General features: G+C 39.5%; 13 protein-coding genes and 1 pseudogene. 5 read left to right on the top strand and 9 right to left on the bottom strand.

Going from position 1 to position 18,424, the window contains the following annotated elements; translation table 11 throughout:
• Nucleotides 1–393 precede the first annotated feature (393 nt).
• The 3 genes from CDG56_RS15505 to CDG56_RS15495 form a co-directional block, all read right to left on the bottom strand.
• A complete protein-coding gene (locus CDG56_RS15505) occupies nucleotides 394–912 on the bottom strand; it encodes a hypothetical protein (protein WP_087548367.1) in 519 nt (172 codons plus the stop codon).
• Between the two features lie 127 nt (nucleotides 913–1,039).
• The gene (locus tag CDG56_RS15500) at nucleotides 1,040–1,810 is read right to left on the bottom strand and encodes a hypothetical protein (RefSeq protein ID WP_087543224.1); all 771 of its coding nucleotides are present in this window, start codon (nucleotides 1,808–1,810) and stop codon (nucleotides 1,040–1,042) included.
• Between the two features lie 36 nt (nucleotides 1,811–1,846).
• A complete protein-coding gene (locus tag CDG56_RS15495) occupies nucleotides 1,847–2,923 on the bottom strand; it encodes a DUF1176 domain-containing protein (RefSeq protein WP_087548366.1) in 1,077 nt (358 codons plus the stop codon).
• Nucleotides 2,924–3,048: 125 nt separating this feature from the next.
• Here CDG56_RS15495 and CDG56_RS15490 point away from each other — a divergent pair.
• Nucleotides 3,049–3,351 (top strand): annotated as a pseudogene (locus tag CDG56_RS15490) (DUF4850 domain-containing protein); the annotation flags it as partial.
• A gap of 56 nt (nucleotides 3,352–3,407) precedes the next feature.
• Here the strand turns inward: CDG56_RS15490 and sbmA are convergent.
• From sbmA to CDG56_RS15465, 5 genes are all read right to left on the bottom strand, one after another.
• Entirely contained in the window at nucleotides 3,408–4,607 is a 1,200-nt protein-coding gene (sbmA, locus tag CDG56_RS15485; protein WP_087548365.1) for a peptide antibiotic transporter SbmA, read from the bottom strand.
• Nucleotides 4,608–4,836: 229 nt separating this feature from the next.
• Nucleotides 4,837–5,814 (bottom strand): patatin-like phospholipase family protein, encoded by a 978-nt coding sequence (locus CDG56_RS15480; protein ID WP_087548368.1) that lies wholly within the window; start codon nucleotides 5,812–5,814, stop codon nucleotides 4,837–4,839.
• 161 nt (nucleotides 5,815–5,975) lie between these two features.
• Nucleotides 5,976–7,451, bottom strand: coding sequence for an alanine/glycine:cation symporter family protein (locus CDG56_RS15475; protein ID WP_087548364.1), 1,476 nt, complete (start codon nucleotides 7,449–7,451; stop codon nucleotides 5,976–5,978).
• A 94-nt stretch (nucleotides 7,452–7,545) separates the two neighbouring features.
• Nucleotides 7,546–8,781 (bottom strand): sodium/glutamate symporter, encoded by a 1,236-nt coding sequence (gene gltS, locus CDG56_RS15470; RefSeq protein WP_087548363.1) that lies wholly within the window; start codon nucleotides 8,779–8,781, stop codon nucleotides 7,546–7,548.
• A 181-nt stretch (nucleotides 8,782–8,962) separates the two neighbouring features.
• Nucleotides 8,963–10,309 (bottom strand): DcaP family trimeric outer membrane transporter, encoded by a 1,347-nt coding sequence (locus CDG56_RS15465; RefSeq protein ID WP_087548362.1) that lies wholly within the window; start codon nucleotides 10,307–10,309, stop codon nucleotides 8,963–8,965.
• A 422-nt stretch (nucleotides 10,310–10,731) separates the two neighbouring features.
• Between CDG56_RS15465 and CDG56_RS15460 the strand changes: the two genes are divergently transcribed.
• A complete protein-coding gene (locus CDG56_RS15460; RefSeq protein WP_087548361.1) occupies nucleotides 10,732–11,436 on the top strand; it encodes a nitroreductase in 705 nt (234 codons plus the stop codon).
• 24 nt (nucleotides 11,437–11,460) lie between these two features.
• Here CDG56_RS15460 and CDG56_RS15455 read toward each other — a convergent pair whose 3' ends face one another.
• Complete coding sequence (locus CDG56_RS15455) at nucleotides 11,461–12,678, bottom strand: multidrug effflux MFS transporter (protein WP_087548360.1); 1,218 nt, start codon at nucleotides 12,676–12,678, stop codon at nucleotides 11,461–11,463.
• A gap of 143 nt (nucleotides 12,679–12,821) precedes the next feature.
• Here CDG56_RS15455 and yccS point away from each other — a divergent pair, with 143 nt between their 5' ends.
• The 3 genes from yccS to CDG56_RS15440 all read left to right on the top strand — a co-directional run bounded on the left by yccS (nucleotide 12,822) and on the right by CDG56_RS15440 (nucleotide 18,361).
• Nucleotides 12,822–14,996, top strand: coding sequence for a YccS family putative transporter (yccS, locus tag CDG56_RS15450; protein WP_087548359.1), 2,175 nt, complete (start codon nucleotides 12,822–12,824; stop codon nucleotides 14,994–14,996).
• A 79-nt stretch (nucleotides 14,997–15,075) separates the two neighbouring features.
• On the top strand, nucleotides 15,076–15,660 hold the full coding sequence (locus CDG56_RS15445; RefSeq protein ID WP_005161985.1) for a YcxB family protein: 585 nt from the start codon (nucleotides 15,076–15,078) through the stop codon (nucleotides 15,658–15,660).
• Nucleotides 15,661–15,820: 160 nt separating this feature from the next.
• Entirely contained in the window at nucleotides 15,821–18,361 is a 2,541-nt protein-coding gene (locus tag CDG56_RS15440; RefSeq protein WP_087548358.1) for a PepSY domain-containing protein, read from the top strand.
• Nucleotides 18,362–18,424: the final 63 nt, after the last annotated feature.

The raw sequence follows: 18,424 nt of genomic DNA, 5'->3' as shown, positions 1-18,424 counted from the left end.
TCATGGTAAACACCTGTGTTGCCCCTAACAGCGTTGAGGGATAGTCTAAGCGTTTACACAGTTTTATTTACAGTCTCTAAACATATCGAAAGATAATATTCTTGAGTTAATTGAAAAGCTAAATGAATTTGCGAAATCTATTGAAATACAAGTCAATGTAAATCCTAAATATTAACTAATTTTACATATTATCTCCCCCTTACTTACAAAGTGGCGTTAGCTATCTTTCTTTTAGTAAGGGGCTTAAAAAATCATAATTAACTCAAATACTTAACCCCCTAACAATATAACTATCAAAGATAGCACTCTATCACCAAACTCGAAGACTTAGAATGTATCCAACTTTCTAAATCTTTTATACGTGATTAAAAACTTTTCCCATTAGAATAGATACTACCTCACCAAACCCAACTTATTCCAAATATCAGGCGTTAAAAATGTGGTGACCAATTTATTTAAATCAATATAACGCAAGGTACCTTGCAACTGCTGTCTGACCGCTGGATCTTTGACAATATCCTCACCCGCACTTTGCCCTAACTGTTGAAAAGCCTCTCCAACCGCTTGAATCCCCTCAGCCTGAATCACAGACTTAGTCTGTGTCGAACACTGATCCACAATCACACGCTGTAACACCTGTGCTAACTTCTGGTCCAACTGCGTTTTCTGCTCAGGTGTAACGCTACTAAAACCCTTTAAATCAGGATGCGCTGCCAAAGCGGTAAACGTCCATTGTAAAACTGTGGTTTTATCCGCTGCCGTCGTGGCTTTCACCAAACAATCACTCAGTTGATCAACGGTTGGCCCTGCGATTGCCACTTGGGTTGTTCCCAACACAGCCGCAGCCATGATTACAGAACGGCTCAAATGAGAAAATTTACGGCGAGATGAGGTATAAATAGTATGAGACATAAGCACAGTTCCAAAAAGCAATCAGTCTCTTTGTGTACCACGCACTATACAAATCATCTGTTATGACGCTGTAAATTGCATAAGTCCACGGACTTAAAGCTTTAGCAAAATCTAAAACCGAATTAACTTAGCCTTGCCCTTGATAATCCCAGTTTGCAGGAATATTTGGCTGCTTTGATACTTTGTTTAAGTCAATATTGAGATTTCGGCTACCCTTAAATGATTTCTCACCTGAATCCGATGCAGGCGATACATCCAAACTATAACGATAACGGAATTGCCAAAGCATCGGCTTAATTGGACGAATATCCAGACTCAAACTATCTTCATCATGGCATTTGCCTCTAGAACTTTCATAATCCTGTTCTGAGAAACACGCCCGAATCATACGATTAAAACTAAACGGATAATTTTCAATAAAACGATGTGTTTTGCCTGATTCCTTTAACTCGTAAAAGCTGGCACGTTCAATTCCTGCTCCACCACCCGAATACATTTCCGAAAAGGTATCAATCACTGCAATGGCATAACGATTTGGATCCATAGGAAATAGCTTAGGAAAAACATATTGCCCCGATCTTGCCATTTCATCCGCAGGAGATAATTGAATATGCCACTGTTGCAACAATTTAAATCCAGTGGTCGAGATGCCAAATTGAGCAACATTTCCATCTGACAATAACCATAAACTTTGGTCAGTAGCTTTTAAACTACGCCATTGCGCACGCTGCTGACATAAGTCTTTCACCTGTTCACATAGCTGTGTCTGTTCCGTTTGGCTGAGTTGCCCTTTTTTAAATTCTAAAATTTGCAACGGCGCAGCAATAATTGAAGTGCTAAAACAACTGAATGAAACCGTTAAAATCAGCCCACGTAAATGAATTTTATGATTCAGCATGATATTTCCTTAGGCTATTTTTATTGGCGTAACGCTTTATTTTACAACGGCTTCAATTTTATCGAGTTCCCATACTCCGCCCGCAGCAAGCCCTTTACACATGCCTGTCCACATATCTTTGGTATGTACAAATTTCTGACCATCCCAGACCCATTCATCACTCGACCAACAATCCCCTATACCACGACCTTTTTGTGAGCTACTGATTATCCCATCCCCAAAATCTGAGGCATGTTCGGTCACAAAAATTGCTTTTCCTGTTAAAGACTCATCCAGCACCCAAGCTCCATACCCCTCATTATATGCTCCACGCCAGCACAGAGTCGTTGCCAATACTTTTTTATTGCTTAATTTGTAGAGTTCAATCGACTGAGTTTTTACGCCATCACTCGTATAAACTCCCTCACAAAAACCATCTTGTTTGGGTGTAGGTTGTGCTGCCATCAATGATTTATACACTGACTGATACTGCTTATTATTAGGCTGTAGAGTTAAATAAGGTTTGCTGGCTGTTTTAACCTGTTTCACCAGCAATTTCGGTTGAGCCGCTAAAACTTTTGCTTCGTTTATTTTTCCTTTCCTGACCAATGCCCCTATTGTTCCAACACGTTTCTGAAAATCATCCATTTTTAATAAGCTTGCGGTCATGCCTGCATCCGAAATATTCCATTGCAGTCGGTTATTTTTAAATACGATATCTGCTTTTCCACTAGCCTGTTGCAACAATCCATTCACCTGTGTTGTGGTCAATCTACCCACAAGAGGGAATTCAGTGCCATCCACCAAGACAAGCCCTAAATCCTTGCCATTGATATAAAAATGAATATTTTTAAGCTGATTTTTAGGAATTTGAGGTTCGGTAAACCCATCACCCAAAGCAAACTCACCTGTGACTTGCTGAGCTTTGCCCGCCTGACGTGTTAATAGGATAGATGCTGGATAATCATCACTGGATTCATTGTGATAGCCTGCTGCTCGGCAGGTTCCTGTATTGCTACAGTATATTTCCCATTCCTGATGACTAAAGGAAATCCCTTTGATTTCTTGTGCGAAGCTAGTAGAACTGAGTGCCATAAAGCAGCAAACTGAAAGTATATTCTTCACTGGTATCATTCTGTATTACTCATATTTATTATCAAACTTGAAAACAGTTTAAAGGGCTGATCTACACTTGTCATATGTCATTTTATTGCAGAAGATATGAGCTTAAAGCAAACTGAGTTTGGTCAAATTTAAAATCATTTTGTGTAGGTTGCGGCATGCCAAATGCGACGCTTTATTTTCCGCATCTTTTAAAACAAAGTGTGGAATATGAATACGGCGGTTATCAAGATCCACTTAAATTACTAAAGATCGTACACCCTTCAAAACAAATCGCTTTCTTTAGTTATCAAATTCCTAAGCTGAAGAACAGAACACATGGCGTAGCCAAATATCAAGATGAAGACACGTTTAACTTTAGAGAAATCAAAGTCACCATTGATCAATCACAACAGCATTTGGTTGGAACAATTCTAAATTTTTACAATGCGACTCATTAATCAAATCATGGACACAAAAAAACCTGCTAGTGGCAGGTTTTTTATTGATAAAGAACTTAATCACTATCAAGAATGGATTCAAACGCTTTTAAACGTTTTCGAATCGATAACAGTTCAATAATCGTTTTCCATGAACTAACAAGATACTGGAAAGATGTCCCAACTTGTATAAAGACACCACGAATCTGATTAATTAAACCGAGTGTTAATAATCCCCCCGCAATTGCAGGAAATAAGACGACTAAACTATAGAGCACATCGAGTTGACCATACCATGAGGCGGTTAAATTAAAATACGTATAGTGAAAATATAATCGAAAATAGTTTTTACGAACACGTCCAAAAAGCTCTTTTAACGTTGCAGGTTGTGCACGATCAGCATGATCTTCACCATAAACTAATTCTTTACGGTATGCTGCTTCAACCTTTTGATTATTAAACTGTAGTCCTGGTAATTTAACACCTACCACCATGAGTAAAACTGTACCGAAGATTGCCCATGTAATGGCAGCCCAGACCAAAGAATATTGTAATTCTCCAACCAATGGAATCACAGGAACATGTTTTGAAAGCTGAAATAATAAGGGTAAAAAAGCAATCAGTGTCATCACAGACTTTACAAACTCAACCCCTAAATCTTCCACAATCGTAGCAAACCGCATGGTATCTTCCTGCACACGTTGCGCTGCCCCTTCTACATGACGTAACTGCTGCCAGTGTTCAGTATAATATTCATTCATTGCTGTCCGCCAACGGAATACATAATGACTGGTAAAAAAAGAATTTACGACGGCAAGAGTAATTGCAACCATTGCAATATATAGAAACACCATTGATTCTCTATATAAATCAGCAATATTCCCACCACCATTGGTCAACATTCTCTGAATCAAATCCCAGAATGGAACATACCAAGCATTGACAGCAACACTCACCTGTACTGCAAACCAGATATTAAACAGTATGAATGCAGATCCCAATATTGACCAGTTTTGCCACTTGTTATCAGAAAAAAACCGCCAGAATCCTGCAAACAACCCTGTAGTAACTATAAACCACAAATAGAACCAAAGTGATGAAGATTCCCAAAAACGGCTGACCCCGACCGAAAGTTCAGCATCAGCATAACCTTTAGGAAAACCAAGATATTCACCCCAACTATGACCACCTGTATACCAAAGCAGCATATTCAGGGCTAACCACACAACGACTGAAATAAAGAACAAGCGTGGATTAGGAAAAAAAGATTTAAACATCGCGTTTAACAATCCTTGTAGTGTTGCTATTGACGTTGGAACGTCATCCTATAATTTCAAACTTAAATTTGTCTGATAAAAAAGTTTAATGAATGGTAGTTATTTACCTGTTTTCTCAATTTTTTGATAGCTTTTTGTAGCGTATTTACAATTTGTTTAATAAACATCAACTGGATAGACGAACTTAAACATTATCGCTGTCTATCCTTAATTCAATATTTTGCAAAAACTATGGCTCAAGGCTACTCATTTTTAAAGCTAAATCCTGTTGATTTAAATCAACTTGCTTTGTTTTGCTTTTAATTACCCATTGAATATTGGCCAGTTTTTCTTTTGCAGCATCAACACCCGCTTGCATAGTCATTTCACGGCCTTTGATATCAAAGATATGCGCTTTTTCACGTAGATCAGGCTGAATGACAATATCTGCATTTTTCAATTCTTCTTCAGCCAAACGTCCTTGCATAATGTTGATATTTTGGTTGAATAGCCCCCAAACATTACTGGTTTCAGTATGAATAGGTTGTGCCAAAATATCCACTGCAATCACCACATCTGCGCCTAAATCCCGTGCAACCTGTACAGGCACAGGACTGACTAGGCCACCATCAACATATTCCACATTACGGATCTTGGTTGGTATAAACATACTTGGAATCGAAGCAGATGCACGTACTGCTTGGCCTGTATTACCATAATTGAATACAGTTTTGGTGCCGTCTTTTAATTCCGTTGCAACCACATACATCGGGATTTTTAACTTCTGTAAAGGAATGTTTTGGACTTGCTCATTCACATAGTCCTCAACTTTTTTACCATCAAAGAAACCTTTTAAACTGATATTCACTTCTCTTACATCGGTAGCCTTAAGCTTAAGCGCAATATCTCTCAACTCTGCAGCGGATTTACCACTTGCATAAATTGAACCTACAATACTGCCTGCACTTGTACCTACAATAAAATCAGGGCGAATACCTTGCTGTTCCAACACTTCAAGTACGCCGATATGAGCATATCCACGTGCCCCACCACTGCCGAGTACTAAGGCAACAACGGGTCTTTTTTCTTGTTGATTAATATGTGCAAAGGGCTGAACAACTGCTTGTACTTGGGCATCTTCAACTAAAGGTTTTAAATGCGAAGTCGTTTGACAACCCGCCAAAATCACCATTGAAAGTCCAAGCGTCAATAATTTAAGCTGTTTCATATGCTGTATTGCCATATCTACGTGGTTCTATCTTTTAATTTTAACGCCATTATTGGTGAAATGCTGTATCAATTTTTATGTATATATCCACAATATATTGATAAAAAGCCCCTCGAAAGGGGCTTTAATTTAGTGAAGTAAGCCTTTATAAATCCAATAACTTACCAGATATCAGAATCTACTTTTTTCTTTAACTCAGGATATTGATCAATCTTGAACTCTGGTTCCTTGATCCCTTTTTTAAGCTGAGAGGTATAATCTTTCAACAATATGCGTGCGATTGGTGTTAACAGCAGGATTGCCACAAGGTTAATGGTGGCCATCAAGCCCATTGAAAGGTCGGCCATTGACCAGATTAAAGGTACACTTGTGATCGCCCCGAAATAGACCATTGCCAATACCAGCAGGCGGAAAATGAACATGACCTTTGGGTTGTCATTAATGAACTGTACATTGCTTTCAGCATAGGCATAGTTACCAATAATTGAGGTAAAGGCAAACAGGAACAGGATAATGGCAAGGAAGCCTCCACCCCAACCACCAATTTGGCTCTCCAATGCTTTTTGGGTCAATGTCACGCCCTCAAAGCCAGCTTCATGATACAGACCAGACACCATGATGATGATCGCAGTACATGAACACACCACGAAAGTATCAACAAATACACCCAGCATTTGTACCAGCCCCTGATTCACAGGATGCTTCACATCAGAGGCAGCAGCAGCGTTTGGCGCTGAACCCATGCCTGCCTCGTTGGAGAACAAGCCACGCTTGATGCCCATCATCATTGCCATAGAAATCATCGCACCAAAGAAACCACCTGCTGCCGCATTAAACTGGAATGCTTCGGTGAAGATCAGTTTAAAAATCTCAGGCAACATCGGCAAGTTGGTTATCGCGATGTACAAGGCGACCATGATATAAAGCAATGCCATGAAAGGAACAATACCTTCGGCAACCCTGGCGATACGCTTGATCCCACCAAAGATGATCAATGCCGTCATAACCACCAATGCAATACCAACCCATGACACTTCAAAATTAAGACTACCACGACCCAATACAAAATTGGCTTTATCCCACCCCCATGCATGTGAGGTTGCCCCAATAATCGCATTTGCCTGCACGGCATTAAATACAAAGCCATAAGCCAGAATGAGTGACAGTGCAAAAACAATCCCCAGCCATTTTTGTTTTAAGCCCTGAGTAATATAGTACGCAGGTCCACCACGAAATTGCTTGTTTTGATGATCTCTCACTTTAAATAATTGAGCGAGTGATGATTCAACAAATGCAGAACTCATCCCAAGGAAAGCAGTCACCCACATCCAAAACACAGCACCAGGACCACCAATTGCGATTGCAATCGCTACACCCGCAACGTTACCAACACCAACACGGCTTGCCAAACCTGTTACGAAAGCCTGAAATGGAGTAATCCCATGTTCATCTTGCGCTTCTTTACGACTACCCTTCATCACACGGATACTGTGCAAGAATAAACGAAGCTGTACCGCACCCGTAGCTAATGTGTAAAACACCCCAACCGCAACCAACAATATGACCAAGAAATTCCAAAGCGGATCATTCAAGAATTGTACCCACGACATCAGCGTGGCATTTAATTGTTCATTCATCACTTATTCGCTTAAAAAATTACATGCACATCAAGTACATATACGATAACAATGGATGAATCAAAAAAGCCCCGCATGGGGCTTTTGATCCGACTTAGATAAAGAATTTCAAAATGAGTTGAATCACTGTCGCATTGATTAGATCGACGAAGAATGCACCACATAATGGAACAATCAAGAATGCTTTATGCGATGGGCCATACATGTTTGTGATCGCCTGCATGTTTGCAACAGCTGTTGGGGTTGCACCCATACCAAAACCACAGTGACCCGCTGCCAATACAGCTGCATCGTAGTTTTTACCCATTACACGGAACGTCACAAACGCAGCATAAAGTGCCATCGTCAATGTTTGCGCACCAAGAATCACAACTAGCGGGCCAGCCAAATCGGCTAACTGCCACAACTTTAATGACAACAATGCCATCGCTAAATAAAGTGACAAAGATGCATTACCAAACACATCAATTGCACGATCAAAAATATCAACTTTTAATACGCTTTCTAAAATATTACGCAGGATGACACCACCACCTAATGCCCATACAAAGGTTGGTAACTCAAACCATGTGCCTTTACTATAACCTGTCATAAACTCAGCAAATGCTAGACACGCCGCAAACATACCCAATGTGGTAATCGCATTATCGGCCGTAATTAAACGTACTTGATGTGGATTTTCAAATGGTGCGAGTTCATCAGGGTGTTGATCTAAATGGGTATCACGATTCTTAATCGCAGTGGATGATTGCTCTTGAGCAAGGCTGTAACGGTTGATTAATAGTTTTGCAAGTGGCCCACCAATGATGCCGCCGATAATCAAACCAAAAGTTGCACTTGCCATGCCTAGCGCTAATGCACCCTGAATTCCATGTTGGCTTTCAAGAATTTCACCCCATGCCCCTGCTGTACCGTGTCCACCTGTTAAAGTAATTGAGCCTGCAATCAATCCGACCAAAGGATCAATACCTAAAAGCTTTGCGAGGCTCATGCCGACAGCATTTTGAACCACGATAAACGAAGCAACACAGACCAGAAAAATAACCAGCCCAAGTCCACCTTCTTTCAACTTCATAAAATTGGCACTCAAACCAATTGAAGCAAAGAAAATCAGCATAAAACTCGTTTGTAATTGGCTACTAAAAACAATGCTATAACCCCACATTGAATGTACCAATAACGAAACAATAGCTGCAACCAAGCCACCAGCTACAGGTTCAGGAATATTGTAACGACGCAAGAAATCAATTTGATTGACAAGAAAACGCCCTAACAGCAGCACAATGACGGCTGAAATCAGGGTATAAAAACCATTAAAAGTAAATTCCATATCTTCTTCCGTTTATTTTATTAGTCTTTTAGACGGTTTTTCCATCGTATAGCTAATAAAATAGTAACTCTCAAAATGAGTGAAAACTCAATCAACTTAATAAAAAGCATACAGTTCTTTGTAAGAACTCAATCAAATAAAGTGATTGGTTTCCACGGATGATTACGTTTACAGGATTAGGCTAGAAGTTGTAGCGAGCCATTGCGCCTACACGGTTATCCTTACCTTTTAGACCATTAAAGGTTTTACGTTCGCCATAGATATATTCCAAACCAAACGTAATCGGAGTAACTGGTGAATACATGATGTTCCACCAACCTTGTTGTAAGGTTTTGTTCTGCGTTGTATCCGCAAATGCTTGTTGTGCAAACTGATTATTATCTTTTGCAAACATTGCACCATACGCTAAAGTACTACGCAATTTAGGGCTAACTTGATAAGTTGTACCAATGGTGAGTGCATCAAACTCATTCAGATTCAACTCAAAACTATTGGGATTTACATTAAAAGCACTATTGGTATAGAGCAAAAACTTACTATCACCTTTTACATGCGAATAATCGATCATCGCTTGTAAAGAATCAGTAAATTTATACTTAGTGCCTACCGCAATACCCCACCCTAGATCAGCATCATCAACTGTTAATTGATTATTATTCTTGTCGTAACTCGCTCTGCTACGCGCTTCTGTTACTAAAACACGGGCTGAAGCCGTAGCTTTGCCATCATCAAAATCATATTTTAACTTAGAGGTTAAAGCTGGCGCTCGGTTGTCGTCATTGCCTTTTTCTAAAGCAAGCATATAACTGGTGTCTGGATTAAATTTTCCGCTATAGCGAACCATCGGAGTACGATAAGTACCGATCCCTAAAGGAGAATTGAAATCAATCATTTCTGGCTGTAAATCTGTCGCCAAGAACGTAGATGTGGTTTGACCAAATAACCAATTGTTTAAAGTCATATACGCATGACGGATACGAATCGTATCGTTACTACTACCACCACGAAAATCAATTTCTAATTTCCCACCAACATCTGCTTCTTGAATGGGTGCTTTAAAATCTAGACCTAATCGCGTAACTGTTGCCGTACTATAAAAACGATCACTATTTTTTTCATTGCCTTCGAGATCAACTTTATTGATTCGGTTAAAAATAGCATCGCCGCCTTTTGCCTGATACGAGGCATCGCCACGTAAAAAACCGTATAGCTGTACTTGCGCACCCGAAGCAGAATTAAAACTCAAAGGCGATTTTTGAGCAGCCATCTGAGTATTAGATGAAATATTTTGAGTAGATACTGAAACAACAGTAGTAGATCGCTGGGTATCGTACTGCGGTACATTATTTTTTTGTTTTGACTGAGGAACATATTGTTCCAATAAAGCTCTTAATTCTTTTACTTCATCTCGAAGTTGTTGAATTTGTTCTTGTTCGCTAGCAGCCTGCGCATTGTTCATCATGAAGACAGCAATGGTAAACGCCAATCCCTGAACTATGAACGGCTTACGGATGAGAGGTAAACTCATGAGAAGCTCCTGTATTCGTGTATATTTCAACATTTTTCATAAGCATAAAATTGGGTAAATAAATATGCTTATCATAGAAAACTCCCCTCACCTTCTTGGTTAGAAAAGCCTAATCGATTTTTGAAAAGGGCGTATTATGCATAAATTTAGATTATTGTGTGTATTTTTTTATTCCAATCATCATAACGATTTCAGCGTGTATCAATAAATACTATTTCTATTTCATTGTGTTACAAATACATTTCTTTTTCACATAAAGATAACAAATTAAAAAATTTTATGGATAATCTCATCTCGTTAATCTTTACTCGACTATTTTTTAGTCAAATCTCAATCTACGACTAAAAATTCATCCTCAAATCTATCTTATTACTTTATAGTCTCATTACACGAGAAAGAGCCATAAGCTTAGGAACTTTAAGATGAACATGGAACAAATCCGTTATGTGGATGATGCGATTACAGCCCGTCATTCTGTACGTGCATTTTTAGATACACCTGTTGCAACAGAGACAATCAAGGATATTTTAAATGTTGCCGCTCGTGCGCCATCAGGTACAAACACTCAACCATGGAAAGTTTATGTGGTGACAGGCCAAAAACGCGCCGAGATGATTGAGCGAGTTTGTGCTGCTCAACAAGCACTTTTTCAACAACCAGAACTCGCTGAACAATATCAAGAAACTTTCGCCTACTACCCTGAAACATGGATTTCACCATTTATTGATCGTCGTCGTGAAAATGGTTGGGGACTGTATGGTTTGCTAGGTATTCAAAAAGGCGAAAAAGAAAAAATGGCGGCGCAACAATTGCGTAACTATCAATTGTTTGATGCGCCTGTCGCACTTTATTTTACAGTCAATAAAGCAATGGGAATTGGTTCAAAAATGGATATTTCCATGATGATCCAAAATGTAATGATTGCGGCAAAAGCACGTGGCTTAGATACGTGCCCACAAGCCGCATGGAATCATTTTCATCCCATCGTTTTAGAGGTATTAGATGCCCCAGAAGATGAAGAATTAGTATGTACCGTTGCCTTAGGTTATGCTGATCCTGATCATATCGTAAATACCTTCATTACTCCCCGCGAACCCGTTGAAAACTTTACAGTATTTTTAGACTAGTAAATTGTTTAAATAACAGTATCTCTACGCAGAGGTACTGTTTTGTAGCTGTTTTCCAACTTTTAAAATTGCAAACAAACCTGCGCTAGTAAACATTAACATCATAATGCCCATATTGAGGCTCGCTTTCCATAACAAGAAATTTAAAATCACACCACCTAATAAACCACATGCAAACTGCATACTTCCCATAATCGCACTCGCAGTCCTAGCACGCGCACCCTGCTTAGACATCGCCAAAGCCATTGCATTAGGACCAGTTAATCCAATGCCAGACACAACTAAAAAAAGACCAGACATTAATAACCACAATGGTGCAGTCGCCATCAGCCCCGCACTGATGACAACAACTGCTCCAAAGCATTGAATCGACCCACCCAATCGTAACCGCTGAAAAATACCCATTCGAGTATTTAAGTGCTTATTGATTGAGGACATCAACATAACTCCAGCGGCATTAAATGCAAATGCATAAGAAAACTGCTGCTGAGACAGTCCGTACTGACCCATAAAAACGGCTGAAGCAGAGCTGATATAACAAAATAATGCTGCGCCAGTTAAACAACCTGCAAACATTGGCAATCTGAAGCTGTCATCTTTTAGAATTGCAGCATAAAGTGTAGTGACTTGATAAGTTGATAATTTTAAACGGCGTTCAATAGCTAATGATTCTTTAAAGAAGAAATGTATACACAACCAGCAGATCACACCAATCATTGCTAGCGTCAAAAAAATAGCCTGCCATGGGAAAAAAGTCAGAATCCATGCACCAAACATCGGGGCTAGAATAGGCGCAAGCCCCATTACGATCATCATGCTTGAAAAGGCTTGAGCTGAACCTTGCATGTCTAAGCGATCACGTATAGCTGCTCTCGCAATTACAACACCAACACAACCACCTAAAGCCTGAAAAATTCGTGCAGCAATCAAAGCCCATTCATTTGTCGTAAACGCACAAGCCAAACTTGCAATCACATAAAGGCTAAGCCCAAAATATAAGGGAGGCTTGCGCCCAATACGATCACTCACAGGTCCATAAATTAATTGACCTATGGCTAAACCCAAAAAGTAAGCAGGTAATGTATTTGCAATCATTTGGGTACTTACCCCAAACTCATTTGCCATTTGGGGCAATGCGGGTAAATACATATCAATTGACAATGGACCGAGTGCTGTCAACAAAGCAAGTAACAAAATCCATGCTGTTGAATACTGACGCTGATTCGATTGTTCTACCTGCATAATCCTTTACTTTTCAAGTTTATTTATTTTTCTAAGCTTAGCATCCTCACCATATTTGTGCATAATATTAGAGTCTGCTGACACCTGAAAAAATGTTAACAGGCATGATCATAAATTGATTGCCGAATATAAAAGGACAACCATTGAATCCTTGGCTCGCACGTTTAAAACAAACCACCTATAACACCACGTTAATGTATAACGTGCGCATGCTGATTGCTTTCGCAGGAACAGCATTCGTTCCTTATCTTTTAAATTTTCAACTTGCGACGATTCCACTGACTTTAGGCGTTGTTGCGGCAGCAATTAGTGATATTGATGATCGCTTTTCTGTCCGTATTCAGAATCAGATTTATACCTATATTGGATTTTTTATCACAGCTGCATCAGTTCAATTGTTATTCCCCTACCCAATTATTTTTGCAGTTGGATTAATTGTTTCCTGTATTGGATGGATTTTATTAGGCTCTTTGGGGCGGCGTTATGCGACCATCGCTTACGGATGTTTAGTGATTTCTGTCTATACCATGCTCGGTGTACACTTATTTGAACAATGGTATTTACAACCAGCATTCTTAGTTTTGGGAGCCGCTTGGTATGGATTACTTTCAACAATCAGTTTCTTGCTGTTCCCTGTACGAAAAGTACAAGACCAACTTTATGCATCCTATAATGCTTTAGGTAGTTTTTTATTTGCTAAATCAAACTTATTTGATGTGGACATGACTCCATCCAGTTATCAACAAAGTATGATTGATATTGCATTAGAAAATGGCAAATTGGTGGCGATTTTTAATGATATGCGAATGTCACTGTTAACCCGCTTAAAAGGTGACCGCGGTCAGAAAGATACACGTCGCAGTCTACAATACTATTTCATCGCACAAGATATTCATGAACGTGCAGACTCCGCACATATTGATTATCAAAAGCTAGCGAAAGTATTTCAACACAGTGATATTTTATTCCGTTTTCAACGCATTCTCACGATTCAGGGTAAAGCCTGTCAGGATTTAGCCCAATCAATTTTAAGCCGTACCCCTTATGTGCATAACAAACGCTTTAAACACAGCTTTGAAAATTTAAGAGTTTCCTTAGAAAAATTAAGAGAAGATGGACTTTACGATCAAGTTCGCATCAATGCATTATTTGCACTCTATCAAAATCTTAAATCGATTGATGCACAATTACAGAATTTAGAAACAGAAAGAAATCTGAAATTAATCAATGCACAACAAGCAGAAAATCAACTAAAAGATGATGATTTAAAAGGTTGGAATGATATTCTAGTCCGTGTTAAACAACATTTAACCCCTGAGTCTGTGTTATTTCGCCATGCGGTTAGACTTTCAATCGTGTTGTTTATTGGTTATGTCTTTATTCAAGTAACCCATATTGCTTACGGTTACTGGATTTTGCTAACAGCATTGTTTGTTTGCCAACCTAACTTTAATGCTACCAAACGCCGCTTATATTTGCGAATTGTTGGAACCCTAATCGGTATTATCGTGGGGCTAACCATCATCTATTTTATTCCTTCGGTTGAAGGGCAACTGGTGATGTTAGTTCTTAGTGGCGTATTATTTTTAGAACTTCGAAGTAAACAGTATGCTCAAGCAACAGCTTTTATTACGATTCTCGCTTTAATTAACTTTAATCTAGATGGTTCTGCATTTGCGGCAGGTTTCCCACGCTTTATTGATACCTTGATCGGCTGTGCCTTGGCGTGGTTTGGGGTCAGTTTCATTTGGCCAGATTGGAAATTCCGCAGGCTACCTCGCTCGATCCAACGTTCTTTACAAGCCCAATGTACCTACTTAGCAGAAGTAATTGAGCAATATCACCAAGGTCGTAATAATGCATTAAATTATCGTGTAGTTCGGCGCGCTGCGCACAATACTGATGCAGAAGTTGCTTCTCTTATTTCCACACTTGCCACAGAACCCAATATTGAATCTACTCAGAAAACTTTGGCTTTTGAGTTTCTATGCTTAAGTCATACTTTTTTAAGTTATATCGCTGCACTTGGAGCTCATCGCGAACAAATTCAAGATCAAGAGGTTCTAGCCCTGCTCGATCAAGCATTAGATGATATTCAAGGTGCTCTGCTTAGAGATGAAGTCCCTGATTTATCTGCACAAAATATGATGCAAACCATACGTGAGCATTTAAATCGCAATGATGAAAACAATCAAAAATCTCTGATTATTTTACAGCAGCTTTCACTTATGCTTAGCATATTAACCCGTTTAAGTATGCTCAAACAAAGTCTCCGTCACGAACCGAACGAAGATGGCACTGAGTTTGCTTCTCTTTAATTTATCCGCCATTGGCATAATATCTTTGAGTGCCAATTGGTGTTAAACTTAACTTAGTTCTAAACTCATTTTTTAAACTATGACCGCCAAAACGCTATACGCTTATACGCTACAACCTGTTCCTTACGAAGTCTCTGAAGCTGAACAACGTCAAGCTCAACTGATGATTTGGCGTAGTACCAATAAATTCAGTAAAAAAGCATGGATGATTATGATTGCACTTGTGGTGCTTTCATTAGTTTCAGCAGGACTGATTAAGTATTATTCAACCTACTCAACTGTATTGTGTTGGGTTGTGATCATTGCTGTGATCCTTTTTTATCTTGTGAAAAAATTTGGTCTTGAGTGGTACGTTAAACGCAAAATGACAGAATTTCCGGTTCAAGAGATTAAAGGTCTCCGTTTAGGCGTACAACCCCATGGTATCGTGATGCGCCAGAAAGTTGGATTACAAGAAGGTACTGCGACCATTGGCTGGAAAGACATTTACGAATGGTACAACTCTCCAGAATTTATTTTAGTCAATTTCAAAGTAAAAACACCAAAAGGCGAACAACAACAAGGTGCTTACATCCTACCTAAGCGTATGGATTCTAAGAATTTCCCTTTTAACACGGTACGTAAACATTTAAATGAAGTTGTAGGCGCACCAAAGTCAATTTAACGCCTATGATTCTAAAAACCTCTCGAAATGAGAGGTTTTTTTTCAACCATATAAAAATAAATGAGAATCAAAATCAATATTACCTACAAAATCCATATTATGTTCGTATTCTTGAGTTATAATTTTTGACATAAATTTCATTATCTTTTCATTTTTGACCATGTCTAAAAAAGTCTTCTTCCAAATCCATTGGTTTTTAGGGATTACTGCAGGGCTTATACTTTCTTTAATGGGAGTAACCGGTGCAATTTATTCTTATGAACAGCAAATTTTAAAATGGCTCAACCAAGATAGCTATGTCGTTGAGGCTGCTCAAACACCAAAACTTAGCCCTGCCCAGTTATACCAACATTTCAATCAGCAACAACCCGAAATTGAAATTAACAGCATTACTATTGCTGCCGACCCAACAGCATCTTCTACCGTCAATATTAAAAAAGAAGGTGCGCGTCGTGGTTATAACATGATGGTCAATCCATATACAGCCGAAGTCTTACCTGACATTAAAGGTCGTGATACCTTACAATTTATTCAGCGTTTACATCGCAATTTAACCGTTGGAGAATTTGGAGCGCAAATCACAGGTGCTTCTACACTAATGCTGATTTTCTTTGTATTGAGTGGCATCTATCTACGCTTTCCAAAGAAACATAGCATTAAACAATGGCTGTTTATTAAGCCGAAACTGAAAGGTCGTAACTTTATTTGGGACCTACATGCAGTGGTAGGAACTTGGGTCGTTGTGTTTTACCTACTGTTTGCTTGCACTGGCTTATATTGGTCTTATGACTGGTGGCGTGCAGGTATGTTCAAGGTCATGGGCGTTGAACAGCCACAACGTAATCAACAAAATAATGAACATGGCAAAGATAAACAACCTAAGCTGACAAACGCACAGCTTAATACTATCTTGACGCAAACATGGACTGGGGTAAATGCCCAGATTGGTCGTGAATACTCAAGTTTAACCCTGAATATTCCCAAAAATGCGGATGCCAAAGTTGAACTCTCTTTTGTCGATGCCATTCCTCAACATGAACGTGCACGTAACCAAGCGATTTATAACTATCAAGACAATAAATTTGAAAAATTTGAACTGTATGAAGACAAGAAGCTCAATGAAAAAATCATGAGCAGCATGCTGCCTGTGCATCGCGGCAGCTTCTTTGGTTCGACTTATCAATTTATTGCCATGCTGGCATCATTGGCTATGCCTCTGTTCTTTGTAACGGGTTGGATGTTGTATCTAAAACGTCGCAAGCAGAAAAAGCTGACCCAAGCGGCACGTCAATCACTCAACGCACAGCAGGTTGATCCAAATGCCAAGCCTTGGCTGATCACTTATGCGACGCAAACAGGTGTAGCTGAACAATTGGCATGGCGTACTGCGACCAGCTTGCAGGAAGCGCAACAACCAACGACGGTTAAACCGGTTCAGCAACTGACTGAACAAGACCTACAACAAGCATCACAGGTTTTATTTGTAATCAGCACATATGGCACAGGTGAAGCACCTGATCTTGCAACAAGTTTTAGCAAAAAACTGATGCAACAAAAGCTAGAGTTAGCTCATATGCAATACGCAGTGCTTGCACTAGGATCAAGAGAATATCCTGACAGCTATTGCAGCTTTGGTTATGCCGTTGATGCATGGTTAAAACAATGCAAGGCACAACCATTATTTGACTTGATCGAAGTAGATAATTCCAATAGCAATGATATTCAACGTTGGAATCAAGCGCTTTCGGTGGTGACTAAGCATGAACTACATGCCATGAATATAGAGAAAGTGTTTGACCAGTGGACTCTCACTGAACGCAGATTGCTCAACCCTAATAGCTTAGGACAAGCAGCCTATAATATTGAACTTCGTTCCGTTTCTGATATAACTTGGCATGCTGGCGATATTGCAGAAATTCAGCCTGCCAATTGCTTAACCGACATTCAGGATTTCTTAATCAAGTATCAGATTCCAACACACAGTGTCGTTGAATCATTGAACCAAGAGATTGAACAGCTCCTGTGGAATAGAAACCTACGAGTTGAGATTCAGCCATTTAGTACACTTGAAGATTTACTTGAACAACTCCCCACCCTACCTACACGTGAATATTCGATTGCCAGTATTCCTTCGCAACAACTCCTAAGATTGGTGGTTCGTCAAAAACGTGATGAACAGAATCAACTTGGTCTTGGTTCAGGTTGGCTCACTGAATTTTCACCATTGCAACATAGCATTGCCCTGCGTATTCGGACCAATGAGTCCTTCCATCTGATTGACGATAACCGTCCAATTATCTGTATTGGTAATGGCACAGGCATTGCAGGCTTGATGAGTTTATTACAGCAACGTAATCGACAAAACTATACAGCCAATTGGCTGATCTTCGGTGAACGTCAACGCGAACATGATTTTTTTTATCAAGAAACCATTCAAGCGTGGTTGAATATGGGAAGCTTGCAACGTTTGGACCTCGCCTTCTCTCGTGATCAGGAACAACGCATCTATGTACAAGATATTTTGCGAAGCAATGCTGATGAACTGATCACATGGATTGATCAAGGTGCGGTGATTTATGTCTGCGGTAGTATCGAAGGCATGGCTTCAGGAGTCGATCAAGCATTGACAGATATTCTCAGCGAAGAAAAACTAGATGAATTAAGACAAGCTGGACGTTATCGTCGAGGAGGGTGTAAATAATTCTGTGTAAATACAGTTTTAAAAATACTTGGTTACACGCTCTTCAAACATGATACTAAAGCG

Origin of the sequence: Acinetobacter sp. WCHA39 (genome assembly GCF_002165385.1) — a bacterium.
Taxonomy (GTDB): Bacteria; Pseudomonadota; Gammaproteobacteria; order Pseudomonadales; family Moraxellaceae; genus Acinetobacter.
This window is presented reverse-complemented; position numbering and strand designations above follow the sequence as displayed.